The organism is Amycolatopsis sp. 2-15 (assembly GCF_030285625.1).
GTDB classification, from domain to species: domain Bacteria; phylum Actinomycetota; class Actinomycetes; order Mycobacteriales; family Pseudonocardiaceae; genus Amycolatopsis; species Amycolatopsis carbonis.
Genome location: NZ_CP127294.1, coordinates 4838474 through 4864795 on the forward strand (window position 1 = coordinate 4838474; position 26322 = coordinate 4864795).

23 protein-coding genes, 1 tRNA gene and 1 pseudogene are annotated in these 26322 nt (G+C 68.0%); 12 read left to right on the top strand and 13 right to left on the bottom strand.

The features are described 5' to 3' along the window. Positions 1–57 precede the first annotated feature (57 nt). Together QRX50_RS24050 and QRX50_RS24055 are read left to right on the top strand one after the other, a co-directional pair. Complete coding sequence (locus QRX50_RS24050; RefSeq protein ID WP_220242519.1) at positions 58–270, top strand: DUF8691 family protein; 213 nt, start codon at positions 58–60, stop codon at positions 268–270. Between the two features lie 498 nt (positions 271–768). After that, positions 769–842: transfer RNA gene (locus QRX50_RS24055), tRNA-Ile, on the top strand. Between the two features lie 1241 nt (positions 843–2083). Here the strand turns inward: QRX50_RS24055 and QRX50_RS24060 are convergent. From QRX50_RS24060 to QRX50_RS24070, 3 genes and pseudogenes are all read right to left on the bottom strand, one after another. Beyond that, a pseudogene (locus QRX50_RS24060) lies at positions 2084–2206 on the bottom strand (IS701 family transposase); the annotation flags it as partial. Positions 2207–2216: 10 nt separating this feature from the next. Continuing rightward, positions 2217–4709, bottom strand: a complete 2493-nt coding sequence (locus QRX50_RS24065) for an FtsX-like permease family protein (protein ID WP_285974157.1) — start codon at positions 4707–4709, stop codon at positions 2217–2219. Continuing rightward, positions 4709–5455: an ABC transporter ATP-binding protein gene (locus tag QRX50_RS24070; RefSeq protein WP_285974158.1), complete on the bottom strand. Its 747-nt coding sequence runs from the start codon at positions 5453–5455 to the stop codon at positions 4709–4711. The genes QRX50_RS24065 and QRX50_RS24070 overlap by 1 nt, the downstream gene beginning before the upstream one ends. Positions 5456–5589: 134 nt before the next feature. Here QRX50_RS24070 and QRX50_RS24075 point away from each other — a divergent pair, with 134 nt between their 5' ends. Continuing rightward, on the top strand, positions 5590–6282 hold the full coding sequence (locus tag QRX50_RS24075; protein WP_285974159.1) for a response regulator transcription factor: 693 nt from the start codon (positions 5590–5592) through the stop codon (positions 6280–6282). Then, positions 6275–7738 (top strand): sensor histidine kinase, encoded by a 1464-nt coding sequence (locus QRX50_RS24080; RefSeq protein WP_285974160.1) that lies wholly within the window; start codon positions 6275–6277, stop codon positions 7736–7738. The genes QRX50_RS24075 and QRX50_RS24080 overlap by 8 nt, the downstream gene beginning before the upstream one ends. 677 nt (positions 7739–8415) lie before the next feature. Here QRX50_RS24080 and QRX50_RS24085 read toward each other — a convergent pair. The 4 genes from QRX50_RS24085 to QRX50_RS24100 form a co-directional block, all read right to left on the bottom strand. Next, positions 8416–8580, bottom strand: a complete 165-nt coding sequence (locus tag QRX50_RS24085; protein ID WP_285974161.1) for a hypothetical protein — start codon at positions 8578–8580, stop codon at positions 8416–8418. A 24-nt stretch (positions 8581–8604) separates the two neighbouring features. Continuing rightward, complete coding sequence (locus QRX50_RS24090) at positions 8605–9396, bottom strand: aldo/keto reductase (RefSeq protein WP_434533358.1); 792 nt, start codon at positions 9394–9396, stop codon at positions 8605–8607. A gap of 169 nt (positions 9397–9565) precedes the next feature. Beyond that, complete coding sequence (locus QRX50_RS24095) at positions 9566–9763, bottom strand: hypothetical protein (RefSeq protein ID WP_285974163.1); 198 nt, start codon at positions 9761–9763, stop codon at positions 9566–9568. 306 nt (positions 9764–10069) lie between these two features. Continuing rightward, entirely contained in the window at positions 10070–10519 is a 450-nt protein-coding gene (locus QRX50_RS24100) for a nitroreductase family deazaflavin-dependent oxidoreductase (RefSeq protein ID WP_285974164.1), read from the bottom strand. A 634-nt stretch (positions 10520–11153) separates the two neighbouring features. On the opposite strand from QRX50_RS24100, the gene QRX50_RS24105 reads away from it, so the two are divergent. Beyond that, positions 11154–11960, top strand: a complete 807-nt coding sequence (locus QRX50_RS24105) for an alpha/beta fold hydrolase (protein ID WP_285974165.1) — start codon at positions 11154–11156, stop codon at positions 11958–11960. A gap of 615 nt (positions 11961–12575) precedes the next feature. Next, the gene (locus QRX50_RS24115; protein WP_285974166.1) at positions 12576–13145 is read left to right on the top strand and encodes a TetR/AcrR family transcriptional regulator; all 570 of its coding nucleotides are present in this window, start codon (positions 12576–12578) and stop codon (positions 13143–13145) included. 21 nt (positions 13146–13166) lie between these two features. On the opposite strand, the gene QRX50_RS24120 is transcribed toward QRX50_RS24115, so the two are convergent. After that, a complete protein-coding gene (locus QRX50_RS24120; RefSeq protein WP_285974167.1) occupies positions 13167–14027 on the bottom strand; it encodes a DODA-type extradiol aromatic ring-opening family dioxygenase in 861 nt (286 codons plus the stop codon). A 519-nt stretch (positions 14028–14546) separates the two neighbouring features. Between QRX50_RS24120 and QRX50_RS24125 the strand changes: the two genes are divergently transcribed. From QRX50_RS24125 to QRX50_RS24145, 5 genes are all read left to right on the top strand, one after another. After that, the gene (locus tag QRX50_RS24125) at positions 14547–15893 is read left to right on the top strand and encodes a cytochrome P450 (protein ID WP_285974168.1); all 1347 of its coding nucleotides are present in this window, start codon (positions 14547–14549) and stop codon (positions 15891–15893) included. Then, complete coding sequence (locus tag QRX50_RS24130) at positions 15893–16906, top strand: terpene synthase family protein (protein ID WP_285974169.1); 1014 nt, start codon at positions 15893–15895, stop codon at positions 16904–16906. Before QRX50_RS24125 ends, QRX50_RS24130 begins: the two co-directional genes overlap by 1 nt. A gap of 33 nt (positions 16907–16939) precedes the next feature. Beyond that, positions 16940–18274, top strand: coding sequence for a cytochrome P450 (locus QRX50_RS24135; protein WP_285974170.1), 1335 nt, complete (start codon positions 16940–16942; stop codon positions 18272–18274). Further along, the gene (locus tag QRX50_RS24140; protein ID WP_285974171.1) at positions 18271–19035 is read left to right on the top strand and encodes an SDR family NAD(P)-dependent oxidoreductase; all 765 of its coding nucleotides are present in this window, start codon (positions 18271–18273) and stop codon (positions 19033–19035) included. Before QRX50_RS24135 ends, QRX50_RS24140 begins: the two co-directional genes overlap by 4 nt. Positions 19036–19136: 101 nt before the next feature. Next, the gene (locus QRX50_RS24145) at positions 19137–20378 is read left to right on the top strand and encodes an FAD-dependent oxidoreductase (protein WP_285974172.1); all 1242 of its coding nucleotides are present in this window, start codon (positions 19137–19139) and stop codon (positions 20376–20378) included. A 132-nt stretch (positions 20379–20510) separates the two neighbouring features. On the opposite strand, the gene QRX50_RS24150 is transcribed toward QRX50_RS24145, so the two are convergent. From QRX50_RS24150 to QRX50_RS24165, 4 genes are all read right to left on the bottom strand, one after another. Then, positions 20511–21284, bottom strand: a complete 774-nt coding sequence (locus QRX50_RS24150; RefSeq protein WP_285974173.1) for a methyltransferase domain-containing protein — start codon at positions 21282–21284, stop codon at positions 20511–20513. Between the two features lie 344 nt (positions 21285–21628). Further along, positions 21629–22711, bottom strand: coding sequence for a DUF418 domain-containing protein (locus tag QRX50_RS24155; RefSeq protein ID WP_285974174.1), 1083 nt, complete (start codon positions 22709–22711; stop codon positions 21629–21631). Between the two features lie 332 nt (positions 22712–23043). Then, a complete protein-coding gene (locus QRX50_RS24160; protein ID WP_285974175.1) occupies positions 23044–23817 on the bottom strand; it encodes an alpha/beta fold hydrolase in 774 nt (257 codons plus the stop codon). A 74-nt stretch (positions 23818–23891) separates the two neighbouring features. Continuing rightward, positions 23892–24065: a hypothetical protein gene (locus QRX50_RS24165; protein ID WP_353074137.1), complete on the bottom strand. Its 174-nt coding sequence runs from the start codon at positions 24063–24065 to the stop codon at positions 23892–23894. A 519-nt stretch (positions 24066–24584) separates the two neighbouring features. Here QRX50_RS24165 and QRX50_RS50410 point away from each other — a divergent pair. Continuing rightward, the gene (locus tag QRX50_RS50410; protein ID WP_434533312.1) at positions 24585–25295 is read left to right on the top strand and encodes a hypothetical protein; all 711 of its coding nucleotides are present in this window, start codon (positions 24585–24587) and stop codon (positions 25293–25295) included. Positions 25296–25451: 156 nt separating this feature from the next. On the opposite strand, the gene QRX50_RS24175 is transcribed toward QRX50_RS50410, so the two are convergent. Further along, positions 25452–26222, bottom strand: coding sequence for a S1 family peptidase (locus QRX50_RS24175; RefSeq protein ID WP_285974176.1), 771 nt, complete (start codon positions 26220–26222; stop codon positions 25452–25454). Between the last annotated feature and the right edge of the window lie 100 nt (positions 26223–26322).

A 26322-nucleotide genomic window follows, 5' to 3' on the forward strand; every position in this document is an offset into this window, starting at 1 on the left:
CCCACACGCGCGACCGTGACGGCGAGGGGCGCTCGAGGGGCCAGACAGGAGGCTCAGGTGTCGCAGTCCAGCTACGTCTTCCGCGTCTCCGGCCGTCTGTCCGACCGCGCCGCCCACGCCGTCGTCGACTTCGGCGAGCTGGAAGTCGCCGCCGCCCCACCGGAAACGATCATCTACTGCCACGTCACCGACGAGGAACGCCTGCATCGCTTGCTGAGCCTGTTCCGCGTACTGGGCCTCGACGTGGTTTCCATGCACCAAGTCCCGTGATTTTCCCGGCGCCACGGCTTTTTCACGCGTGGCGGCGTTCGGGGGAGCTTCGCGCACCCGGCTGACACCCCGTGGTGGAGCCGCGACGTACCGGTTCTGCTCCTCACGAAGGGAATTTCGCCACGTCCGGCAGAAGAACCGCGGCGGTGCTCGCTGTGGCCCCGACACCGGCCGCCACCGGCGTCCCGGCGTTCCGGTGCGTCACGGAAGGTGACGGCTTTGGCCCGGCGACGCACAGCCTCGGCGCGGCCGAGGCGACCGCCTCCGGGGCGGCTCGTCACGAGCACCCCGAGAGTGATCGTCCCAGCGTGCTCCGTCCATTGCTCACCCCTCCCGGGGCGGGGTCGTGGCGGCGACGTCCTCGCAACCTGGACGACGCGTCCCACTGCCCGGCACAACCACAACCTGTTCGGCCTGCTCCACCGGCCCACCCGGGGCGCTGTGATATTTTGGATCGAACTGGGGCTCATGTGCTAATGCAAACGGGGTGCCAGCTAGGGGCCGGTAGCTCAGTTGGTTAGAGCAGGGGACTCATAATCCCTTGGCCGTCGGTTCGAGCCCGACCCGGCCCACTTCTCAACTCTGCTTTGTGCCTCCAGCCTGCGTAAACGCGGCAATCAGTTGATCTTGGCGAGCCTCTTGGCTGGGGTGTCAACAACTAGCACTGCGCCTGAGGCGCCCGAGGAGGTGCTGGACCCCCGAGGACATCAGAGCGCTCGTCGGAGACTGGAGAACGCATCTGGGGGCCAAGAACCGCGCTGACTCGACGATCGATGCCTACCTCGACAGGGTCGCCATGCTGGTGAACTACCTCCACGACGAGAACACGTCGATGCCGGCTCGTGACGTCGACCGGCGAGAACTCGAACGCTACTTCGAAATCGCAGAGAACTGATGCCGGATTCCGCGAGCCTGGCCGCCAGGCGGGTGAAAAAGCCGGCTTCGTGCCGCGTCACGCCGCCGCTGTGTACCAGCACCACGGCCCTGCCAGTCCTGGCCTCGGGCGTCACCAGTGTTCCGAGAAGCCCCGTCCCATCTGGTGAGCGAAAGGCCGCTGGGAGGTCAGCCAGGACGGCCAGTGCACAAAGACCGCCGAGATCTGGTTCATTTCGAGCGGCGCTCACCTCGTGGAGCAAGTCGAGCTGCACGACGACGGGTTCTGCCGGGTACTCACCTGGGAACGGCATCCAGCAGACGGCCGCCCGGTGGGCGCACGAGTTTCTGGGGCGAGAGGTCGCCATCCGCGATCGCACCCGTGCCGATGCCCTTGGCTTGCCCGGGCAGTACCACGACGACCTCAGCCAGGACCCGCTCGGATTGCGACCCGCGTCGAACCCGGTTGCCTATGTTGCGGAGCCGCTCATCGCGGCCGACCCACTGGGGCTGCAAGGTACCTGCGGAGGCGCATCCACAACGCCGAACCGCCCCCTCGGCGGCGGCGACGCAGCCAAGCTCGAACCATCGGCGAAGGTCCCAGACGGGATACGCAGGTGTCGACAAGAATTCCGGTGGCTTCACCGATTTCAGCTACGCGGATTTCAGCAACTATGCAAAAAACTCGCACAAGCTGAATGAACTGGGGGCGGGGCCGAATCAATCCTGGTTTTGGTCCGGCGGCTTCTTCGAAGAAGATGGGTCTTCCTCACACAGGCCGGGGCCAGGTGACCAATCAGTTGCCAGCGCCGCCGCGCGAAGGTGCCATCCGCGTGAGTCACCGGTACCAGCCGTCGCCGGCCACCGTCGAGACAGGTCGCGCAGTTCCGGCTGTTCCGTCGCCCGCCCTCTGCGGCAGTCGATGTCTCAGCCCGCTCCGGCGCGACAGCCGCTGCATCCCGTCGGGCGAGACGTCGCCGGCCTGTTCGGCCGGCGTCGAGCCGTTCTTCCGCACCAGCTCCGCGACCAGCCTGGACACATACTCCCGAGCCCGGAAAAGTGGACAGCGAAGGTCACTGCTCGGCCATCCCGGCGATGAGCGGGCCCCGGGCGGCGCGCCGGGCCGGCAATGCCGCTGCGATCGGGGCCGCGAGCACGGCGGCGGCCAGCAGCACCGCGAGGCGGGCCCAGGGCAGCGTGAAGAGCACGGGCTCGGCGTCGGTCGAGGCCACGTGGGCGATCAGCCACGCCGAGCCGATCCCGAGCAGCAGTCCGCAGCCGGCGCCGAACACGGCGACGAACACCGACTCGGCTGCCAGTGCCGCGCGCAGGCCACCCCTCGTCAGCCCGAGGGCACGCAGCAGGGCCGATTCGCGTGTGCGTTCGAGGACCGAGAGCGACAGCGTGTTGGCGATCCCGGCGAACGCGATCAGCACGGCGAGCGCGGTCAGCGCCCACAACAGGTCGAGCGTGCTGCGCAGCGGCGCCGACAGCTGGTCTTCCAGGTCCGCGACCGTGTTCAGCTTCGCCAGCGGAGTCGGTTCCAGTGCCCGGTCAAGCGTGGCCGCAGCCTGGTCGGCGTCGGCGTCCGGAGCGAGTTTCACCAGGACACTGCCGTCGTGTTCGGTGTCCGGCATCGCGATCTTCGGCAGCTCACCGATGTCTACGAACGCGAGGCCAAGGTCGGCGCCCGGCGCGTCGACGCTGTCGTAGACGGCCACGACGCGCAGCGACGACCCCGAATCCGTGCGCACGATCGCGCCCGCCGTGAGCCCGGTCTCTTCGGACAGCTGCCGGCTCACGGCCAGCTCGCCCGGGCGGAGCCGGTCCAGCGCACCCGAGAGGACCACCGGCCGCAGCAGCGAGCCGAGCGCTTCACCGGGCACAGCGGTCATGCCGTACGCGCCGAGCGAGCCGAGATCGCCCGTGAACTCGGTGACCGACGCCGTGGCCGCGACCCCCGGCACCGCCGCAAGCGTCGCAGGCAGGGCCGCGGGTAGTCCTTGCCCGTTGACCGCCGACGTCACGGTGAACTCTGCTCGCAGCTGCTGCTCCACGCCCTGGTCGCGGCCGGCCTCGACGCCTGCGGTCACCGTGGTCACGAGGGCGACGACGGCCAGTCCGATGGTCAGCGCCGCAGCGGTTGCGGCCGTGCGACGGGGGTTGCGATCGGCGTTGAGCGCCGCGAGCCTCGCCGGCTCACCCAGCACCGGCGCGGTGACGGCGCCCAGTACCCGCACGGCGGGTCCGGCCAGCAGCGGCCCGACCGCGAGCAATGCGCCGAGCAACGCGACCATCGCGGCGACGGCCAGCACCGCGCCATCCTGGGTCTCCGCCGCGAGCGCGGCCACCGCCGCCCCGACTCCGGCCACGAACAGCACGGCCGTGACGATCGCGCGGGGCCGTCCCGCGCGGGCCTGGCGGCCTTCGACCGGCTTTCGCAACGCTGCCACGGGCGCCACCCGCGTCGCGGCCCGAGCCGGGGGCACGGCTGCCAGCACCGTGACCAGCACACCGACGACGAGTGCCAGCACCGCGGTCCGCGCGGTGAGCGGGACGTACACCGGCGCCCCGGGCGAGCCGGTGATCGCCTGCAGTGCGGCGGCGACCCCGAGCCCGCCGAACAGTCCGACGACGGACGCCAGCACCCCGACCACGGCGGCTTCGGTCAGCACCGCGCCGAAGACCTGCCGTTTCCCGGCGCCCACGCACCTCAGCAGTGCCAGCTCGTTCGCGCGCTGCGCGACCAGGATGGTGAACGCGTTGGCGATCACCATCGCGGCCACGATCATCGCCAGCACAGCGAACGCGGTGAAGAACTTCGTCAGGCCCGCCGAATCGGGCGCGGTCGTGCTCAGCAGTCCGGCGGCGGCCTGGCTTCCCGTGACCACAGAAACGCCCTGGCCGCTCACCGCCCGGTCGAGGTCGGCGACGAGCCGTGGCGGGGCGACCCCCTGCGCCGCCCGCGCCACAATCTCGCTGAACTCCGCGCCGGGTGCCACCTGGCGCAGCCCCTCGGGTGTGAGGACCAGGTCGTCGGCCCCGATCCCGGCGTCCGTCGGCCGGCTGAAGGTGCCGACGAGCGTGTAGGCGTGTTCTTTGCCCTGCTGATCGAACAGCGTTACCTGCTGCCCGAGCGAGAAACCTTGGGCGGTGGTTTCTTCCATCGCGAGCTCGCCTGGCTGCTGAGGGAATCGGCCACCGGCCAGGTCGAACGGCCGCAACGCGGCGTCGGCGGGAAGCGCGGTGGCGGCCGCGTCGGTCGCGTGCCCGGAGGCGTCGCGGATCGGTGCGCTCACGGTCACGCGGCCCTCCGCCGCGGCCACGCCGGGCACTGCACGCACCTTCGCGAGCAGCGCGTCGTCCAAGTCCGCGCCGCGGGTCTGGCTTACGACAGCGTCGACCCCGCGCAGGTGGACAGACACAGCGTCGCGGAGACCGGCGCCGACGGCCCCGGACAGGATGAACGAACCGGACACGAACGCCACGCCGAGGGCGATCGCGACGGCGGAGAGCAGCAGACGCAGGGGCCGGGCCCGGACCCCCGCGGCGACGACGCGCAGCATCACACCCCCAGGCCGGTCAGCGCGGCCAGCACGGAGTCGGCGGTCGGGCGGGGCACGTGTGCGGCGACGCGACCGTCGGCCAGCAGCACGCCGTGGTCGGTGTAGGAGGCGGCGACGGGATCGTGCGTCACCATCACCACCGTCTGGCCCAGCTCGCGCACGGAGGCGCGCAGGAAACCGAGTACCTCGGCACCGGCTCGCGAGTCGAGGTTGCCGGTGGGCTCGTCGGCGAACACGACCTGCGGCCGTCCGATCAGCGCTCGTGCGCACGCCACGCGCTGTTGCTGACCGCCGGACAGTTCCCCGGGGTGGTGGCGCAGGCGTTGCCGCAGGCCGAGCGCGTCGACGACCACACGCAACCACGCCGGGTCGGGCTTGCGGCCGGCCAGGCGCAGGCCGAGCAGGATGTTCTCCTCGGCCGTCATGGTCGGCAGGAGGTTGAACGACTGGAACACGAACCCCACGTGGTCGCGCCGCAGCCGGGTGAGCGCCGAGTCGGGGAGCCCGGTGAGCTCGGTCCGTCCGATCCGGACGCTGCCGGCGTCCACGGTGTCCAGTCCGGCGAGGCAGTGCATCAGCGTCGATTTGCCGGAGCCCGACGGGCCGAGCACGGACGTGAACCGCTGCGCCGGGAAGTCGAGGGTCACGTGGTCCAAGGCCCGCACCGCCGTGTCGCCGCGTCCGTGGATCTTGACGACCCGCCGCACTCCCGCTGCGACGGGACTGTCCACTGTGGCTGGTTGCATCCGTTTTCTCCCCGACCTCGTCGCACCGCGCTCGGTGCCTTGGCACGAGCTTGGCGAGGCCGTGCTGAAGCGGTCCTGAAGAACCCTGAAGATCGCTTCAGGAACCCGCGCGGGGGTCTGGGAAGATCGGGTTCATGAGGGTGCTCGTGGTCGAGGACGAGAAGCGGTTGGCCGAGACGTTGCGGTGGGGGCTCGAGGCCGACGGGTACGCCGTGGACCTGGCCCACGATGGCGAGACGGGGCTGGAATGGGGGCAGCTGCACCCGTACCAGGTGATCGTGCTGGACATCATGCTGCCGAAGCTCAACGGCTACCGGGTGTGCGCCGCGCTGCGCGAGCGTGGGGTGACGACGCCGATCCTCATGCTGACGGCCAAGAACGGCGAGTACGACGAGGCGGAGGCTCTCGACACCGGTGCCGACGACTTCCTGAGCAAGCCGTTCTCCTACGTGGTGCTCACCGCCCGGCTGCGCGCGCTGGTCCGCCGCGGCCGGGCGGGTCCGGCGGCGGCCCTGGCGTTCGGCGACCTGGTGCTGGATCCCGCGAAACGCACGTGCCGGCGCGGCGGTACGCCGGTCGCGTTGACCACGAAGGAGTTCGCCGTGCTCGAATGCCTGCTGCGCCACGACGGGCACGTGGTGGCGAAGCACGAGATCCTCGGGCAGGTGTGGGACGTCGCGTACGAGGGGGATCCGAACATCGTGGAGGTCTATGTGAGCGCGTTGCGGCGCAAGCTGGACGCGCCGTTCGGGCGGCGCACGATCGCCACCGTGCGCGGCGTGGGGTACCGGCTGGTCGCCGACGGACCCGGCGCGTCGCATGAGTAGGTGGTGGCCCGAGTCGGTGCGGCGGAGCACGGCGCTCGCGGCGGTGCTGCTCAGCGTGCTGGTGTTCGGGCTGGGCTGGTGGGGGATCCGCCAGTTCGTGGCGACGCAGCTGTCGCGCAACGCCGTGCGGGCGACCCGGGCGCAGCTCGATCGGGTCGCCGACGCGTACCGCCTGGGCGTGATCGACTCGGCGGCGCTCAACGGCGATGCGATGTTCGAGGTGGTCGCCGACGACGGCCGCGCCGTGGTCCACAGCGGCAACCTGACCCGGCTGGATCCCGCTTGGCAGCCGCTGCCGCCGGCCCCTCGCGACGCGCCGCACGGGTGGACGACGACCACGACCGCCGCGCTGCACCCGGGCACCCACCCGCAGTGGCGCGAGTACCGCACCTACACCGTGGTGGGCACGGTCGTCGACGATGTGCCGGCCAACCTGGTGGAACCGATCGGCCGTGAGGGGTCCACTGTGGACACCGGCTTGTCGCGTGCCGCCTCGAGCACGCACTACCGGTTGACGCTTTACCTGTTCGTGCTCCCGTGGGACACGCTCACCACACTGACGCTGTTCGACGACACCCTCGAGGTGTTCGTGCCGCTGGCCGTGCTCCTCACGGCCCTCGTCGCGTGGTTCGCCGCCGGGCGCGCGCTGCGGCCCGTGGAGGCGATCCGCGGCGAGCTCGCCGAAGTGAGCGGCAGCCAGCTCGGCCGCCGCGTGCCGGTGCCGCGCTCGCGTGACGAGATCGCACGTCTGGCGCACACGACCAACGCCACGCTCGACCGCCTGCAGCACGCCCACGAACAGCAGGAACGATTTGTCGCCGACGCGAGCCACGAGCTGCGCAGCCCCCTGGCGAACCTGCGGACCGGCCTGGAGGTCGCCCTCACACATCCGGAGCGCGCCGACTGGCCTGCCGTCGCCGAACGCTCGTTGCTCGACGTCCGGCGCCTGCACCGCATCACGGCCGACCTCCTGCAGCTCACCGTCGACCCCGGTCGCGTCGCGCCGGTGGAGGTCGACCTGGCGGACGTGGTGCGTGAGCAGGTCGCCGAACGTTCGGCCGCGCTCGGCCGCCCGACCGTGCGATCCTTTGTGGATGATCCCGTGCGAGTGCTCGGTCAACCCGTGCAACTCGAACGCCTGCTGCGCAACCTCCTCGACAACGCCGTCCGCCACGCGACTTCCGCGGTGACCGTCACCGTGGGTCGCGACGGCACCTCTGTGGTGCTGGAGGTGCTCGACGACGGCCCCGGCATTCCGCCGGCCGATCGGGAACGCGTCTTCGACCGCTTCGCCCGCCTCGACGACGCCCGCACCCGCGACGCCGGCGGCTCCGGATTGGGCCTCACGCTGGCACGGGAAATCGCTCGTCGCCACGGCGGTTCCCTGGCGGCGGCCGACTCGGAAACCGGCGCCCGCCTGGTCGCGCGATTGCCCGCCGCGCGACCAGCACGTTGATTGGAACCGACCGTCGGTATGTCGTCGCAATTTCCAGGTCGGGCGATGTGTGTCCGCGGGTGGTCATGCCCGTCGAGGAGGATCACTTGACGCCCCGGGGGCTCTCGGCCGGTGGTCTGAGCCAAGGAGCCGTCCCGCGCCGTCGGCGGCGTGCAACGCTCGAACTGGCGTGGGCACGCCGTTCCACCGACGGATCCATAACGCCGGCTGCGCCAACCCCAGTCTCGGCGGTGTTGTCTAGTGATTGGGCCGGCGAGGTTCCATGGTTCGCGTTTCGTCGCCAATCTTCCGGATGTGTCACAGGCACCCGTCCTGCTGGGGCGGCCGGTTTCGGCCGCTCCGCCAATCGACCCTGCTGAGTTCCCCGTACTCCGAATCCACCGACACCTCGCCGACTTCGTCCCAGCCGTCGAGGTTGACCGAGTCAGGTGCGGTGTCGAGCGCTTGTACGGTCACGGTGACCGAACCCGTATGGATGCCCACACCGGCTCGTTCATGCGCCCTTTCCCAGGCCCACCCATCGCTACCCCGCCCGCGTAGATCGCTGTCCAGCATCAAACCGCAATGAAACATCTACGGCGATCTGCCACGTCTCCGACCTTGGCCCACCCGAAGTCCGCTTAACGGTGCTGTGCCCGGGCTGTGTCCAGGAGATCGATCGCCACCGCGCCGCTGGCCTACGACGTCGCGCTCGCCAACGCGCAGAAGCTGCCCAGCCAGTACCGCTCCGGTGTGCAGCGCCGCCAGCGCCTGCTGACCGTCTCCTCGACCTTCCGGCGCAGTTCGCAGCCGTGCACGGGCCGCCGGGCGAGGCTCGCGAGCACCAGGACATCGATCCACATCCAGGCACCCTTCGGCAAGAGAACTCACACCAGGTCGAAGGTGTCGGGGTCTGGACCGGTGCGCCCGTCGCGGTCGAGGGCCGAGAGGGCGGCGAGGTCGTCGTCGGTGAGGGTGAAGCCGAAGACGTCGAGGTTTTCCGCCACGCGTGAGGGTGTGACGGATTTCGGGATGACCACGTTGCCCAGTTGCAGGTGCCACCGCAGCACCACCTGGGCGGGCGTGCGCCTGTGCCGCGCGGCCACGTCGGTGACGACGGATTCGGCCAGCAGGTCGCCGCCCTTGGCGAGAGGGCTCCAGGCTTCGGTGGCGATGCCGTGCTCGGCGTCGAAGGCGCGCACTTGTGACTGCACGAGGTAGGGGTGCAGCTCGATCTGGTTCACGGCCGGCACCACGCTGCCCTCGTCGAGGATGCGGCGCAGGTGCGCGGGCTGGAAGTTGGAGACGCCGATGGCGCGGACGCGGTCGTCGGCGTACAGCTTCTCCAGTGCTTTCCACGTGGCGACGTACTTGTCGCGGGCGGGCAGCGGCCAGTGGATGAGGTAGAGGTCGAGCTGCTCGAGCCCGAGGGCGGCGACGCTGGCGTCGAAGGCGCGCAGCGTCTGGTCGTAGCCCTGGTCGCTGTTCCACAGTTTGGTGGTGATGAACAGTTCGTCGCGGGTGATGCCGGATTCGGCGAGCGCCTCGCCGACGGCGGCTTCGTTGCCGTACGCGGTGGCGGTGTCGATGCTGCGGTAGCCGGCGCCCAGTGCGGTCTTGACCGCGGTCTTCGTCTCGGCGGGCGGTACCTGGAAGACGCCGAAGCCGAGCTGCGGCATCTCGACTCCGTTGTTCAGCTTCAGTACGGGAACGCTGGTCAACTCGACAACCCTTCTGCAGGAACGAAAAACCTCGCGGAACAATCGAATTCGCAACCCCGCCGGCGACGCGCAGGGCACCGCCGGTGGTCGCGGCGGCCTGGTCGGAGGCAACGTAGGTGCCGCACGATCAACTTTCGGAGGTGTGTTCCTCCTCCGCCTTCTCCTCGACCACAACAGCGTCATGGAAGCTGCGTAGTTCCGCCTCGTAGACTTCACGTTCTGGCACGTCATCGCAGTCGGGGTCGACGCTGTTGGCGACCTCGGCAAGTTCGAGATCGACCAGTTCGTGAAGTTCGTGGATCGTGGGCCTGGGCTTCTCGTCCATCGCTCCTCCTGAGCGTCATCGAGGTGTCTTTTTGACCCTCGGCCACTCGGGTCGCGGCTTGGGTGGATTCGTAGACTGGAGCGCTGTCCAATCCGGGCTGGTTCGTGCTTTGTAGGAACTCGCGCAGCGCCTGGTCGGGGTTGACGGCCGGAAAACCGCCGAGGAGGTCGGCCCGCGCGGACTGCCGGAGGCATGGGCAGGGTGTCGCGGGTCGCGCCCCAGCACGCCCCCGCATCGCCGGCCGCTGGCGGTCGCTTCACGCCAACGTCACGGCGACTGTTCCGGAAATCACCGTGCGGAGACCGGTCAGCTGCCGTCAACCGGTTCCAGCACAAACACGGGGATCTCCCGGTCGGTCTTGCTCTGATACTCCGCATACGACGGATACACCGCGACGGCGCGCTCCCACCACTCGGCCTTCTCCGCTCCGGTGACCTCACGCGCCCGCATGTCCCGCCGGACCGGGCCGTCCTGCAGTTCAACGTGCGGGTCGGCCTTGACATTGAAATACCACACCGGATGCTTCGGCGCGCCACCCTGCGAGGCAACCGTCATGTACGTCCCCTCGTGCGCCACCCGCATCAGCGGCGTCTTGCGAATTTTCCCACTTTTCGCGCCCCGGGTCGTCAGGATGATGACCGGCAACCCGACGTCGGGCGAGACGGTCCCCTCGGTCCCGCCGGAACTCTCATACAACTCCACCTGATCACGCACGTACTTCACCGGGCTCGGCTCGTACTCGCCCTCGAGAGGCACCGTTCCATCCCTTCCTCGTCGTCACACATCTTCGGACCCTCGGTAACAGCGGCAGCGCAACGCGTCGTCCTTACCGGCCTTCTCACAAGATCGTGCTCACGGCGCCTTTTCGCGCCGCCGGAAACGAGCACCTGGACGCCGACGAGGTCCTTCAGCTTGCGCGCGGCCGGCGTCTACGGAGTGCCCGGCGGTCGCCTTACCGGCGGCGTCGGCTTGCGCGAGGAGGAGTTGATACGCCCACCGGCCAGGCCGCCGTCAGTATGAAGACGTACGCGCCATCCGCGACAAAGAGTGTGGCTGGGGTGACCGGTGTCAGGTAATTGGTCCCCAAGAAGTGGGCGCAAGTGGCCCCACATTTGGGCTGCTTCCCTCCTAGAGTCGGGGGCATGATCACAACGGCGCCTGTCATCCGTCCTTCGTCCGCTGCTGTGTGCGGTGGCGGACAGGGGCGGACGGCTCTGGGATCGTTCGTCTCCGGCACCGGCGATCCGCTCATGGTCGCCGACCCGGCCGGCAGGGGACACGAATGAGCGCAGAAGGGCACGCGGCGCCTGACACGACGGCACGAGGTATCCCCGAAGCGCTGCAGGTCCCGGGTGTCCGCCACCGGTACATCGACACGGGGCGGCTGCGCATGCACGTCGCCGAGACGGGTGCCGGATCCCCTGTCCTCCTGCTGCACGGCTGGGCGAAGCACTGGTACATGTGGCGGCACGTCATGCCCCTCCTGAGCGACTCGCACCGGCTCATCGCGGTCGACCTGCGCGGGGCCGGCTGGTCGGACGCGCCGAGGAGTGGTTACCGCACCGCCGAGCTCGTCGACGATCTGAGGGCACTTCTCGACGCTTTGGGACTGGGCAGGGTCGCGCTCGTCGGGCACGACCGTGGTGCCGCTCTGGCCTTCCAGCTCGCGCTGGACGATCCGGACCGCGTAACCCACGTGGTCGCCCTGAACGAACTCCACCCCTACCTCGATGTCCGACGAATGGTCCGCAACGCCTGGCGCTATTTGTGGACACCGTTCGTCGAGACACCGTTGGTCGGCCGTTTCGTCCTGGCGCACATCCCGTCCTTCACCCGTGCCTGGCTGCGTCGCGGTGTCGCCGACCGGGCGTCGATGCCGGCCGACGCCGTCGCCGCGTACATGGACGTGCTCCGCCAACCCGACATCGCGCGCGCCGGTGAACAGCTCATGTACCAGTTCGCATACAAAGAGTTCATCCCGATGCTGCGGCATGCGGAGACCCGCAAGCTTCGGCCACCCACGCTCTTGCTCGCCGGCGGAGCCGACCCGTTCACGCCTCCGGCAATGCTGGGTGCTGCCACACCGCACGCCGCAGACCTGCGCGTCGAAGTGGTCGATGCCGCAGGACACCACCTCCCCGAGGAGTGTCCCGAACTCGTCGCCGCCAATATTCGGGACCACCTGAATCGGATCTGAGGGCCTGGCTCCTCTGAGCGGCTCCGCTCCGGACGTCGAGGTGGCCGGGTACACCCCGGGCGGCGGGCAGAGCCCGATCCTGGGCCGGAGCATGGGTTACGCGGCCGACCACGTCCACGCCCTGGACGTGGTGAAGGCCGCACGAACGGATGACGGACCCGCATATCGTGCGCAGAAGATTGTCCGAGCGGGAAGGCTGGCAACCTTCAACGAATCCCAAGTTGTTCAAAGTGAGAGGGAGAAACATGGTGCTTGCGGCTGGAGTGTGTGAATCGGTAGTCGAGTCCGGTTGTTGGACCTCCCAGGGCCTGATGGCCCTTGTCTGGTGAAGTGGTGATCGAGGTTGTGGCGGCCGGCGTCGGCAACTGGGATGACATTGTCCGTTCGGGGGCGTGGGACGTCGGGCTGACACCGCCGATGGTTCCTGGTGTGGAGGGCGGCGGCGTTCCCGGCGCCGGCTCTGACTGCGGAGCAGGTGCTTTCTGAATTGCTCGAAGTTGCGGAGAACGAGACGCTGCTCGTTCACGGCGCTGGCGGGACGACCGGGTGGTTGGGTGTGCAGCTCGCCGCCATGCGTGGAGCCCGGGTGATCGCCACTGCCGAACGGGAGGCGCCATGACCGCAGAATCGCACACCCGGAAACGGGACGCCGCGGCCACGAAAGCGGCGCTGCTCGACGCCGCCCGAGAACTGTTCGCGGAGCGCGGTTTCGACCGCGCCACCGTGCGTGACATCGCGAGCCGCGCCGGCGCGAACCAAGCGCTGCTCTTCCGCTACTTCGGCAGCAAAGAAGCCGTCTTCGAGGCCGCGATGACCCACGGCGGCTTCGCCCAGCTCGACGCGATCCCACCCGAGCACCTGTTCGCCGAAACCCTGCGCGGCCTCCTCAAAGACACCTCCGAACGCCGCGACCGCTCCCTCGAGACCTACCTGCGCTCAACCGGCACCGGTGGCGCGGGCGCCGCCCTGCGCGACCAGCTCGGCGATGCCTACGGCCACGCGCTGGCCTCCCTTACCGACGAGCCCGATGCCGCGCTGCGCGCCGACCTCGCGTTGGCGTGGCTGCTGGGCATCGGCCTGGTCCGCGCGGTGACGCGGAAGGATCCACTGGCGAGCGCTTCGGTGGAGGACGTGGCTCGGTTGACGGGGCCGGCGATCCGGACGTTGCTGGAGCGCAGCGAATAGCCGCGGTCGCGGTGAACGGCATCAACCGCCTCCGATCTGCACCGAACGCGTCGAGTTGTTGCTGAACATTCGCTCTACCCGGGTGGTGACGGTCGCGCCGGGGTTGGCGGCGGCGCCGAGCGTGAGCAGAAGCGGGACGAAGTGGTCTGCGGTCGGGTGTGCGATGTCGGCGCTCGGTGCTTTGCCGCGGTAGTCGATGAGGGCGTCGACGTCGCCGCGGGCGAGGGCATCGGCGGCCCAGACATCGAAGGCGCGGGTGTGGCCGGCCAGTGCGGGGTTGCGTGCAGCCTCGAAGCTGTGGGTCATGAAACCGGAGCCGATCACGAGGATCCCCTCCTCGCGCAGCGGCCGCAGCCGCTGTCCGAGGTCGAACAACGCCTTCGGGTCGAGGCTGGGCATGCTGAGCTGGACGACCGGGACGTCCGCCGCCGGGTACATCGCCATGAGCGGGATGAACGCGCCGTGGTCGAGACCGCGCCGCGGGTGCTGGTGCACCTCGGTGGTGTCGGCCGCGGCTCCGGTGACGCGCCGGGCCAAAGCGGTGGCGTCGGGCGTTGCGTAGGGCAACGTGTAGTAGTGGCGGTCGAATCCGCCGAAGTCGTAGTACAGCGGTGTTCCCGCGGCCGGATTACTGATGGCGAGCGGCGCGCTGTCCCAGTGCGCAGACACGACGACAATGCCGCATGGCTTGGGAAAACTCCGGCCCCAGGCGTAGAGGTCGTTGAGCCACAACGGATGATCGAGTGTCGGCGGAGCGCCGTGGCTGATGAACAACGCCGGCAGTGGACCGTCGTCGCTGCGCCACGTGCGCTGCGCCCGGGCCTGCGGCAGCACGCGAGCCACAAGTTCGTGGTAGGCCTTGGCGGGTGGCGAACCGGTCATGATCGATCCCTTCTCGCTGGGAGTGAACCGAAGGCGCGGTTCGTGGTGACGGAGAACGCATTGCGGCCAATTCGGGCAGAACCTGCGCTGCCGACCAGACCAGGAGACGATATCACGGCCGCCATTGCGCGCAGTCAACTCAACTTTTTTCGCGATTAATCCGGAGGGAACTGTGGGCTCCAAGGAATTGTGTGTCCGTGGAACACGCGTTGCTACTCCAAAAGTGTTGTTACTCAGCGTGATTGAGGCGCCATCGGAGGGAAGGGGCTGCATGTCAAGTCAAGTTCCGAGCCGGGAAGCCGTGCGAATCCAGGCGTCGATGTTCGGTTTTACCCTGATGAATCTCCCGAAAGGCTTGACATGGGCACGTGATCGTTTGCTTTACTCGGTCCATCCGAACCCCATTCTCAGGGCAAGCGGAACTGCGCTGCCGAATGACGCAGCCGGCTCTACTCCGTGCAAGGTCCGATCACTGGGAGTCCTATGTCCTCCGTCGCTCAACGCGCCGCAGTCGCGGACGTGACCTCATCGGGACGTGAAGTCCCCGAGGCGCCCGGCGCGTGGCCGCTGCTCGGTCACATCGTGCCGGTTCTTCGCCGGCCCCTGGAATTCCTGCCGTCGCTGGCCCGGCACGGTGACGTCGTGAAGGTGCGCTTCGGCCGGTTTCCGGTGTACGTGGTCACCGACCCCGACGCCACTCGTGACGTGCTCGTGCCCGGTGACCTCGCCTACAAACGCGGGCTGTGCTTCGAGAAGCTCGAACCGGGCCTGGGCAAGGGCATCGCGACTGCGTCCGGCGCGGAACACCACCGGCTGCGCCGGCTCTTGCAGCCCGTATTCAGCCGCGAGCGCATCATCGAATACGCGTCGATCATGCGGACCGCCGCCGAGGAGACCGCCCAGTCCTGGCACGACGGCGGGCACATCGAGGCCGACGAGGTCATGAACGACCTGGCCCTCACTGCGCTGACCCGCAGCCTGTTCAAGTTCACGGTCAACCCCGATACCGCCGACGCGATCAAACACGGCATGCGGCTGCTCACCCACAGCCTGCTCAAGCGCATCGTGCTGCCGGCGGCTTGGGAACGGGTGCCGACGCCGGGCAATCTTCGGTTCAACCGGGCCATGGCGAGGATGAACCGGGCCATCGAAGAGACCATCACCGTCTATCGCGAATCCGGAGAAGACCGGGGTGACGTTCTGTCCGCCCTGCTCTCCGTGAGCGATGACAACGGCAAGGGGCTCACCGACCAGGAGGTGCACGCCCAGGTCATGACGTTGGCGTTGACGGGGGTCGAGGCGCCCGGGGCGACTCTGGGTTGGGTGATGTACGAGATGGGCCGCAACCGGGAGGTGGCCGAGCGGGTCAACGCCGAGCTCGACACCGTTCTCGGCGGTCGGCCCCCGACCTACGACGACCTCGCGAACCTGCCCTACCTCGGCCGCGTCATCGACGAAGTGCTCCGGCTGCGCACGCCGATGCTCTTCTCCCGGCGCACGCTGAGGGAAGTCCGCGCCGGGAATTCGGTCATCCCCGCCGACGCGGAGCTCATCTACAGCCCGTTCCTGCTGCACCACGACGCACGCTGGTTCCCCGATCCGGCGCGCTTCGATCCCGACCGATGGCTGCCGGAGAACGCGAAGCGGATCCCGAAGGGCGCCTACATCCCGTTCGCCGCGGGAGCTTTCCAGTGCATCGGGAAGTTGTTCGCCACCACGGAACTGACCATGGTCACGGCCACGATCTGCGCGCGGTGGCGGATGCAGCTCGAGCCCGGCGCCGACGTCCGTGAGGTCGCCAGCGCCCTGATCCGACCGAGCCAGCTGCCGATGACGGTCCACCGACGCGAAGTTTCGGCGGCGTAGTGGACACCTACCAGATGCCCGACGTGTGCCTGCCGTTCGTCACCGCAACCCATCCGCAGGCCCACCGCGTGCAGAAGCTGACCGAGCAGTGGTGCCAGGAGTTCGGCCTGCTGCGCTCACCTGACGTCGTGACCAAGTTCAGTGCTCTGGGCTACGGCCGCATCATGGCCACGCTTTGCCCGTACGTCCCGCTCCACACGATGTCCCTGATCACCGACTGGAACAGCTTCTTTTTCATCGCCGACGACCAGCAGAACAACGCGATCACGACCAACCGGGTGGGGCGGTACGAGGATCTGGTCGATGCCGTGCGGCACGTCATCGCCGATGACACCCACCCGACGCCGGCCGACGATCACCCGATCGTCGCGGCTCTACGCGACCTACTGTGCCGAACGCTACCCGGCCGTCCTCCGTACTGGCTGGCGCGGTTCCGGGCGAACCTGGATCTCTGGCTCACCGGGCACCTGGCCGAGAACTCCTACCGGTTGTCCGGCACCGTCCCGCGGGTATCGGAGTACATCTCGGTGCGGCGCAACGCATCCACCGTCCTGCCCACGCTCGACCTCGTGGAAATGGCCGAACGCGCTGTGATCTCCGACGAGCTCTACCGGACACCGCAGTACCGGACGCTGGTACTCGGGACGGCGGACATCATGTGCTGGATCAACGACATCCACTCGTTGCACATGGAACAGGACGACCCGATCAACTTCGTCACCGTCCTCGCCCACCACGAGCACCTGGAGACCCAACGGGCCATGGACGCTGTAGCTGCGCGCATCGCTGCCCGCGTACAAGACCACCTGACCGCGGCGCGTGAGCTCCCCCTGGTCATGGACGGCCTCGAACCTTCAGCACAGAAGGCCATCATGTGGTGCGTGCGGGACCAGCAGTCCTGGGCCGCGGGCATGGAGACGTGGGACCGCACGGACACCATCCGCTTCGCCGACTCCGAGGTGCCCACGCGCGGCACGACCGCCTCGTACGTCGAAGACCTCCTGGCCGACTGAACACCCCACCTTCCGAACGCGGAGCGATCCGATATGACCACAGCCCTGAACCGCAAAGCCCCGACTGCTCCGGGCAAGCTGCCCGTGCTCGGTCACTCGCTCTCCCTGCTGCGGCCCGATCGCGTCGGCTACTTCACCGCGCTGCGCTCGATCGGCGACCTCGTGGAGATCAAGATCGGCGCGCGGCCGTACGTGTTGCTGAACTCGCCTGAGCTGGTTCGCGACGCGCTGCTCGAACAGGGGAGCAGCTTCGACCGCGGCCGCATCTTCGAAAAGGCGCGCCCGTACGTCGGCGACGGCCTGTTCACCTCCCAGGGCACCGAACATCTCCGGCAGCGGCGGTCAGTTCAACCCGCCTTCCACCACGCCCGCCTCGACAGCTATGCCGGGATGATGGCCGACATCGCCCGTCGGCACGTCTCGGCGTGGCAACCGGGCGACACGCTCAACGCTGACCATGAGATGCACGTCCTGGCAAGCGAGATCATCGGTCGGACGATGTTCCAGTCGCCGCTGGCCCGGGAGGTCATCCAGCTGTGCAGCGACGAACTGCCGACGCTGGTGCAAGGCCTCGGGGTGCGCACGGTGCTGCCCGACTTCTTCACGCAGCTGCCGCTTCCCGTCAACCGGCGTTACGACGCCGCGTGCGCGAAATTCCGTGACGCCGCCCGCCGGCTCGTGGACTCCTACCGCGAGAGCGGCGGCGGCGGGCGAGGTGACTTCGTGTCCATGCTGATGGAAGCCCGCGATGCCAAAACCGGTGTCGCACCGACGGACACCGAGATCCGGGACCAGATCATGACGTTGCTGATCTCGGCGATTGAAACCCCGGCGACCACTCTGGCTTGGGCCCTCTACGAGCTGGCCAGTGCGCCCGAGGTGCGGGCGCAGCTCGAGGAAGAGGCTGACCGGGTGTTCCACGGTGACGTCGATTTAGCCGAGCTCCGCGTCACGGAAGCGTTCGTGCTGGAGAACCTGCGCCTGCACCATCCACTGTGGATGCTCATGCGCCGAGCAGTGCGCCCCGTCACGGTCGGCGGTGTACACCTGGAGGCGGGCACCGAGGTGATCTACAGTCCTGCCGCCATGCACCGTGACCCGGCCATCTTCCCGGACCCGATGCGGATCCGCCCGGAACGCTGGCTCGGTGACGGGCCGACTCCCGAGATGCAGCGCGCGTTCGTTCCTTTCGGGCTGGGCCGGCGGCAGTGCATGGGTGACGCGTTCGCGATGATCCAGATGAAGATCAGCGTCGCCGCAGTCGCGGCGGGTAGCCGGCTGAGCCTGCCCGCTGGGTTCCGCCCCAAGACCGTGACGACGAGCGTCGTGCGCCTCGCCGAGCTCCCGATGATCGTGGGTGCCCGGTGACGGGATTGCTCACGGGGAAGACGGTGCTCGTGACCGGTGCCGGCTCGGGCATCGGCCGCAGCGCTGCTGAGGTGCTGGCCGGGCACGGCGCCGACCTGGTGCTGGCCGACATCAACGGTGACACCTGTCACGAGACCGCGGAATCCGTCACCGCCAAGGGCGGCAATGCAGTGCCAGTGGTAGCCGACGTGTCCCGAGAAGACGATGCCGACGCGATGGTCGAGGCCGCGATCCGCGCGTACGGCCGGCTCGACGGGGCGTTCAACAACGCGGGCGTCGACGGCGCGTTCGAGTCGGTCGCCGAGTCCACGGTGGAGAACTGGGACCGCGTCACGGACGTCAACCTCAAGGGCGTCTGGCTGTGCCTGCGGGCGGAGATCCGCCGGATGCTCGCCTCCGGAGGCGGGTCGATCGTGAACACCTCGTCGACCGGCGGCCTGGTCGGGATGGGTCTCGGCTTGTCCGCCTACGTGGCCGCCAAACACGGCGTGGTAGGCCTCACCAAGGCGGCCGCCCTGGAGTACGCGACGCAGGGGATCAGGGTCAACGCCGTGTGCCCGGGTACTGTCCGCACCGGGATGTACCACCAGGTGGTCGCGACCGGTGTCGTGACCGAAGAACAGATCGCGGCGATGCAACCGATCAACCGGCCGGGCGACCCGGCCGAGATCGCCGAAGCCGTCGCCTGGCTGCTGTCCGACCACGCGTCCTTCGTCACTGGCCAGGCCTGGGCGATCGACGGCGGACTCGTCGCCCAGTAGTTCCCCTTTCGACTGCCCGCCTTTCGACGCCGGGACAGAACCGTGATGGCCTTGCCGGTTGCGGCGGGATCGGCGCCGATCGACTTCAGGAGAACACAACCATGACCCCACTGCGGGTAGCGGTGGTGGGCGGCGGGATCGGCGGACTCACCGCCGCCCTCGCGCTGCTGCGCCGCGGCCTCGACGTCCGCCTCTACGAACAGGCCCCGGCCTTCACCGAAGTCGGCGCGGGCGTCGGCCTCACTCCGAACGGCCACCGCCTGCTCAACCGCCTCGGCCTGCGGCTGGGCCACTGCGGCACCCCCTTGGTCGACGGCCTCTTCTGCCAAGCCGACGGCACGGCCGTCACGAAACTGACCATTGGTGAAGACTCCGCCAACCCGACCATCGGCCTGCACCGCGCCGACCTCATCGCGGCGCTCTCGGCAGAGCTACCCGGCGACGTGGTGCACACCGGCTACCGCTGCGTCGGCGTCACCCAGCACGACCACCACATCACCGCCCACTTCGCGCACGGCCCCAGCGTCGCCGCCGACGCGATCATCGGCGCCGACGGCATCCACTCGTCCCTCCAGCGATTCGTCACCACCCCGGCGCCCCCGGTCTTCTCCGGCAGCGTCGCCTACCGCGGTGTCATCCCCAGCGAACGGGTACCGCAGTGGCCCTGCAACGCCGCCCGCAACTGGCTGGGCGCCGGCAAGCACTTCCTGGTCTATCCGATCCGCGCCGGCCACCTGCTGAACTACGTCGCCTTCGTCCCGGCCGGTGACCACTCCGGGGATTCCTCATGTGTCCCGGGTGTTCGTTCACGCGAGTCCTGGTCCGCCCCGGGTGACCCGTCCACCCTCCGCACCGAATTCGCCGGCTGGGATCCTTTGGTCTCGGCCGTACTCGCTCAGGTCGACACCACGTTCCGCTGGGGCCTCTACGACCGCACCCCCTTGCCGCGCTGGACTTCCGGCCACCTCACCCTCCTCGGCGACGCCGCCCACCCCATGCTGCCCCACCTGGGCCAAGGGGCCAACCAGTCCATCGAGGACGCCTACGCCCTCGCCCTCCTCCTGGCCGAGGCGGCCCCAGCCGACGTGCCCGCTGCACTCGCCCTCTACGAGTCGTTACGCCGTCCTCGCACCATGCGCATCCAACGCCACTCCCGCACGGCCGGCACCCTCTACAACGCCACCGGCCCCCTCCCGACGCGCAACACCCAACTACGCACCCACTCCGGCACGCTCTCCTGGCTCCACGACTACGACGCCGAAGCCGAAGCACTTGCGGCCTTGGAAGGCCGCCTCGAGCGTGACCGGCCCGGCGAAGCGGAGCCGATCGAGCTCACCCACTAACGTCGTCGAACTCGGCTTCAACCTGCTCAATGTCCCGGCGGTGCTTGGAAGGGGGCCAAGATTGCCCATCGTCTACCGCTCCACGGTCGTCCTGCCTGCCGTGATCACCTGGACCACAGCATTGTCCAACCTCTAGGGGCGGCGGGCGCGTACGGCCACTAGGCCGAGCGAGGCGAACCACCGCCCGGGCTGCGTCAGCTTGTCCTTCCAGCGCTCGATCGTCTTCGCGTCCAGGATATGTCCGCCCGCGCGCTCGTTCAGCTGGTCGAACGTGAGCGCCAGCCATTCCGTCCCGAGTGAACCGCCCTCGGCGTACGGGAGTTCGCACTCGACGCCGACGTCGGTCAGCCCGCGCGAAACCACCAGCCGCGGCAGTTTCCGGCCGAAGTCGACGTCGGCGACGGTCGCGAGGACGTCGCACCAGGCGCGCATCGCGAGGGCGTGGTCGGTGTCCTCGTCGATCGCGCCGATGGAGAACGTGTCGCCCTCCTCCAGCAGGAGCCAGCCACCCGGGCGCAGCGCCGCGACGAGCCGGTCGAGCACGACCTCACGCTCGGTCAGGTGGTTGAGCAGCAGCCGCGCGTGCACGAGGTCGAACGCCGCCTCGGGCAGCGGGTCGGACCGCACATCGGCCTGGCGCACCTGCACGTTCGCCGGCAGGTCTCGCAGAGCGCTGACGTCGAGGTCCACCGCGCTCACGGAGCCCTGCGGGCCCACTTGGTCCCCGAGCCACCGCGCGATCGACCCGGCGCCCGCGCCGACCTCCAGGCACTTATAGCCCGGCGAGAGCCCGAGCGCACTCAAGCGCCGGCGCGTCGTCGGGTCGTAGGTCTGTTCGAGGCCCGCGAGCCTGCGCTGGGCACGCTCCCACGCGTTGGTCAGTGCGTAGCCGGGAGAAGTGATCATCTGGCGACTCTAACTCCGCTCACCTCGCTCGATCTTGGTGCACCGGATGCGAGGGAGGAGCGGCGGTCAACCGTGCCTGATCAGCTCTCGTGCAATGGGGTTGACATCACGGAGACGTAAGAAGTACTGACGACGGCGGAGAGATCGGTCAGGTCAGGCGCCGCGATACCGGCGAGATTCTTGGGCCGCTGCTTCCGCGAGCTGCGGGTCAACCGACAGGCTCCAGGACCCGATCGCATTCGGCTTCAAGTCGAACGCTCGCCGGGGCCGCGAGACCGTCGACTGCTACGGGCCTGTCACCGACGCCGGCGACCATGTCGAGTGCCGGCACGACAAGGCCTGAGTCAGTTCCGGGGCTTTGGTGCGGGACGCGAGAGGTAGGTGCCCGCGCGCCAGAGCCATTCGAAAGGGCCGTAGGCGAAGCGGGACAGCCACACGTGACTGAACACCAGCTGGATCAGCCAGATTGGCACGCAAAGAAGCAGGAGCACCGAACTGGGGATCGTCCACGCGGAAGCGAGCGCTCCCACCACGACGAGACCGAGGATCGCGTGGGTCAGGTAGCTGGTGAGCGCCATGCGGCCGTAGCGCTGCAACGGCAGCAGCGCCGCGCGCAGCCGGGCCGAGCGCAGCAGGAGCACCAGACCGCTCAGGTACGCGACGGCCGGCACGATGGCGAGGTTCGCCTCGAGCACGTGTGCCAGGTTCCCGTCGGTCAACGACAACGTCCAGGCCCACAGCGCGACCGTGCCGACGGCCGTTGCCGCGAACAGCGCCCGCACCACCGGCAGGCGTCGTTCGTCGGTCAGGAGGCCGGCGCGCAGCGCCCAGCAGCCCAGTACCGTGTGTCCGAACGACTGGACCGCGACCGCCGACGCCAGCCACGACATCTGGCCCATGCCGGTGCCCGCGTAGTGGTCCGTCAACGCGACGGTCGTAGTGCCAAGGTCGCCGCCGAGCCCGACTACCAAGCCGATGGTGAGCAGAACCCCCTGCGGAGCCCGGAACAACAGCGCGAGCAGGGCACCGTTGATCGCGTAGAGCGTGAGTACGTCCGGCGCGTGCAGCAGAAACGCGTTGGCCAGGCCGAACACGAGAAGGATGGCCATCCGGCGCAGATACGGCGCCCAGAACTTCCCGCGCCGAGACATGTTCCCGAACTGGATCGCCGCACTCACTCCGAAAAGGAAGGCGAAGATGAGGTGGAACTTGTCGAGCACCAGCAGGTCCACGAGCCGGCCGGACCACGTGTCCACCGCAGACGTCACGGGTGCGGGATGGTGGCCGGGGCTGGTCTTCGTGTAGTACGCGCCGATGTTGACCAGCAGGATCGCCATCACGGAGATCGCGCGGATGATGTCAATCGATTCGATCCGCTGACGGATCACCGGGGTCGCGAGCCCCTGGGTTGGCGAAGTCGTGTTCACGGATTTCCCTTCCGAGCGACCGGTTTGGTGTGTCGGCGCCAGCATGCAACTGTCCTGAATGGGCAGACATCATGCTCGGGGATGACGCGGGGTTGTACATTCGGCTGCCCTGGCGCAATCCTTGTGCAAATTGGCATCGATGTGGCTTTTGCGCAGGAAATTCAGGGACGTTCGCGAGGGATTCGATACTCTCCGCGGTAGACGGGGTGAGGACCGCGGAGGGGGTCGGCCGGTTTGAATGAAGCTGGGCACGCGGGCTCTACCGCGAGGCATGCTGCGCCCGCATTTGGTCCGCGGCGGAATATGCCTCTCAACATCGCCTACGATAACGGCTAGCCTGGCTTTGGCACGGCAACGTGAGTTGGCGCCCCTGTTGAGGTGAATACGTGGCTGCGGATGATGTCCGCGACCTTTCTCGGTTGCTCCATCTGGACCCAGTGCCCGGCGTGCTCGACGCGATGGAAGGCCACGTCTGGTCGCACGGCGTGAAGTTGGGCGGCGGTGATTGGCCGGGACGACCTCACGTAGAATATTCGCGATGGGCTTCGGCGGATCTCATCGGGCGCGTCGAAAGCCACGGCGTCGCGCAAGAGCGCGGCACCGACCTCGGGGTCGGTGTCTTTGACGGCTTGGTCGACCTCGTCGGCGATCGTTGCCTCGGCCTCGTCCCCGAGATTGGCACGGAGAAGGCCGTTCACAGTCTTGTGAAAGCCGTCGCGATCGAGTGAGCTCGCCAGGCGATCTGCCCAGTCTTTGACGGCGTCGCTGACAATGAGCGAGGAATCGAGCAGAAAGGCGGCCTCGATCTCCTGCGCCTCGTTCGTCATGCGTAATGCTGTCGTTCCGCCCGCGCTGTGGCCGACAAGTGCTACGCGTGCCGGCGAGAGGTCTTCAATGAGCTGACGGAGTGCCTCGATCTGTGCCGTCATGCCGCGAGCGCCTTCCCCTGCCGGCGAGGAGCCGTGTCCGAGGAGGTCGACCGAGACGACGTGTGAGTCGCGACTCAGCTCGTCTGCCAGAGCGGCGGTTTGTGCCCGCCGTCCGCCGAGGCCGTGCACGAGGACGATCGTCGTTTCCGTCTCGGGTCCTTGCGCGGTGAAGCTCAACAGAGTCCGTCGTGCCACCGACAACTGCTCCGTTCAAATTACTGAGTGAGGTATTCCTATAATTGTGGCCTAACTCAATCGCCGAGGACGATGTCTTGTCTTTCGGGCGTCGGGTACACGCCTGTCGCGATCAAGACATTGAAGCTGTACAGCGAAACCTCGCCGATCAGGCTCTTGGCGAGCTTGTACCGCTGATCTGCGTTGTCCGCGGCCTGCCCGAGACGCTTCGCGAGCACGCCCGTGCCCATGGTCGGCGTGGTCAGTGACCTCATGCAGTGTTCGAGGCAGCGATCAGTCGCGTCTTACCTCCGGGGGTAGACCCAAAAGAGTGGCCGTCACCACACCAGAAGATCCGGACCGGTTTCAGCCGGCACGAGTTCGCCATCGGCACTACGAGACGGTTGGCGGCTCAGGGCATCGATCTGCGGTGCGAGCTGGCGCATGGCTCGCTCCAATCATATGGCCTGGTCGGGCGCTGATGAGGCTCTGCTTCTGGTTCAACCCAGTGCGTTGGCGTCAGCCGGCGGTAAGAACCGATCGTGGAGTGACGCCGACAAGAAGGTGAGCATGGAGGAGTTGGCGTGACTGGCTTCTTCGTCGTGATCGGCCGCGACCCCTTGCGCGGGTCGACGACGAACATTCGTCGGCAGTGATCGACTGACCGGCAGGGAACGCGGCAACGGAGTGCCTCGGAACCGCGCTCTGCAGCGTCAGGACTCACATCGCCGTCGATGGCCGGCTGATGCACTACGAACGGAGGTTCACGAGTGGCTGCCCAGGAAATCAGGAACCTGATCATCCTTGGATCGGACCACGGCGGTTACACGGCCGCGGTACACAGGACGCGCGGGCAGCTTGAACCGTTGGTCCTTCAGGTCGGCACGGAACCTCTGCTCGATACCCAGGGCGAGACCGGAATCGGCGGGGGCGGCGCGGTCACCGGTAGCGTCGACGGCGAGCTGCTCACCGACGAAGGCAACGACCGAGGGGGCGGCGCCAAGATCGGTGAGCAGGCGTGCCGCCGCCAGTGTGCGGCGCTGGTGTTCGAACTAATCGGCGGCTACCTCGAGGACGATGTCGACCGGGTCGCTCAGGTCATTCGTCAGGTTGGCGCAAGCGGGCGGGTGGGTGAGGTGCTCGCCGAGGCGACCCGGTTCACCGCATACCTCACCGCCGAGGCTCGGGCCGCGGGCGTCCGACTCAGGGCCGAGCAGATCCGGAAAGGGGTGCTGTCGCGGCTGGGGGCGACGGTGCCACCGCACCATGAGTTCGCAGTGTCGACTGCGTTGGACGCCCTCTTCGAGGGGCGGATCTACGCGGCGGCCACCGCGTTCGGCCACGGTTCGGCAGGAGACCTGATCGCGCTACACGCTCTGACCGCGTTTACCGCGATGCTCGGCCTCCACGTTTCCGCAGCCGGCGAATTCACGTCTGCCAACCTCGCGGCCTTCGCGTCGGTAATGCGCCCCCGTGACTGACTGCTCATTGCCAGTGGTGCGCGGTGGGGATCGCGAGAATCGTGGTGAGAAGTCGGTCGTGATGGTGATCATCGGGGATATCGTCTTAGCGGCGGGGTGGGATAGTCGCCGGAAGTAGAGTCTGCAATGGATGTAAGGGCATTCTTTGCTTGAACGCTATGAGTGGATACGCTGGTTGATCCAATTTCGGTAGAATGGCACGTCCGTGTAGATACCGGCCTTTTCTGTGCACACGTCGGTCTGTCCGTGGCTGGTGGCGCCGACCAGCAGCCACCGGCCGTCGCGGTTGATCAGAGCCGGGCCGCCCGAGTCTCCACGGCACGCGTTAGCGGTGCCTCCGTTGTTGTCTGTGCAGAGCTGGCGTGCAGGATTGAAAAAAGGGTCGTTGCAGGCCGACGCGCGGGCGATAGAAGTGTCCAGTTGCTGCAGGATCACGGGAGCATCGCAGCCATGCGTCACGCACGTCGTGCCCCAGCCGAGTTCGCGAATCGGTGTCCCGGCCTTCGGTGTGGCGCCGATCGCGACCGGAGCCGCGACGACCGGTTCCGTGAGGTGCACCAAGGCGATATCATTGTTCAAGTCCGTGTCCCACTTCTCGTGCCGGATGAACCGGTCAGCCCCGACTACCTCCCCGCCACGTGTGCGATCGGCCGACCCGACCCGGAATTGGTATTGTGCCGGGTCCGCCACATCGAGCGTGTGCGGATCACTCACGCAATGCCCGGCGGTGACTAGCCACTGCGAGGCGATCAGGCTGGCACCGCAAATCTGGTCGCCGTTCCTGGTCTGTATGGACGCCATGAAAGTGTAGGTCTCGGTCGCGTTAGTGCCGCCCACGATTGACGTGCCTGCACTCGCCGGCGTAGCGAGCTCGAGCGCTGCTGTGACGCCGATCAGTAGGCACGCGGTCAGGGTTCGTTTCCTCATGTGTTTCCTTCCATCAGATTCGGTCGCGAGCGTAACAGGGCGTGGCTGAATGAATCCTGAACCAACCTGAGGAAGCCTTCAGGGATGTGCGCAACCGTTC

Excerpts from the sequence above, each read along its gene's own strand:
- QRX50_RS24085 (WP_285974161.1), bottom strand. The coding sequence starts at position 8,580 with ATGTGGATCGATGTCCTGGTGCTCGCGAGCCTCGCCCGGCGGCCCGTG.
- QRX50_RS24080 (WP_285974160.1), top strand. The coding sequence starts at position 6,275 with ATGAGTAGGTGGTGGCCCGAGTCGGTGCGGCGGAGCACGGCGCTCGCG.
- QRX50_RS24065 (WP_285974157.1), bottom strand. The coding sequence starts at position 4,709 with ATGCTGCGCGTCGTCGCCGCGGGGGTCCGGGCCCGGCCCCTGCGTCTG.
- QRX50_RS24165 (WP_353074137.1), bottom strand. The coding sequence starts at position 24,065 with ATGGGCACGGGCGTGCTCGCGAAGCGTCTCGGGCAGGCCGCGGACAAC.
- QRX50_RS24145 (WP_285974172.1), top strand. The coding sequence starts at position 19,137 with ATGACCCCACTGCGGGTAGCGGTGGTGGGCGGCGGGATCGGCGGACTC.
- QRX50_RS24150 (WP_285974173.1), bottom strand. The coding sequence starts at position 21,284 with ATGATCACTTCTCCCGGCTACGCACTGACCAACGCGTGGGAGCGTGCC.
- QRX50_RS24075 (WP_285974159.1), top strand. The coding sequence starts at position 5,590 with ATGAGGGTGCTCGTGGTCGAGGACGAGAAGCGGTTGGCCGAGACGTTG.
- QRX50_RS24120 (WP_285974167.1), bottom strand. The coding sequence starts at position 14,027 with ATGACCGGTTCGCCACCCGCCAAGGCCTACCACGAACTTGTGGCTCGC.
- QRX50_RS24070 (WP_285974158.1), bottom strand. The coding sequence starts at position 5,455 with ATGCAACCAGCCACAGTGGACAGTCCCGTCGCAGCGGGAGTGCGGCGG.
- QRX50_RS24175 (WP_285974176.1), bottom strand. The coding sequence starts at position 26,222 with ATGAGGAAACGAACCCTGACCGCGTGCCTACTGATCGGCGTCACAGCA.
- QRX50_RS24095 (WP_285974163.1), bottom strand. The coding sequence starts at position 9,763 with ATGGACGAGAAGCCCAGGCCCACGATCCACGAACTTCACGAACTGGTC.
- QRX50_RS24090 (WP_434533358.1), bottom strand. The coding sequence starts at position 9,396 with ATGCCGCAGCTCGGCTTCGGCGTCTTCCAGGTACCGCCCGCCGAGACG.
- QRX50_RS24105 (WP_285974165.1), top strand. The coding sequence starts at position 11,154 with ATGCACGTCGCCGAGACGGGTGCCGGATCCCCTGTCCTCCTGCTGCAC.
- QRX50_RS24135 (WP_285974170.1), top strand. The coding sequence starts at position 16,940 with ATGACCACAGCCCTGAACCGCAAAGCCCCGACTGCTCCGGGCAAGCTG.
- QRX50_RS24115 (WP_285974166.1), top strand. The coding sequence starts at position 12,576 with ATGACCGCAGAATCGCACACCCGGAAACGGGACGCCGCGGCCACGAAA.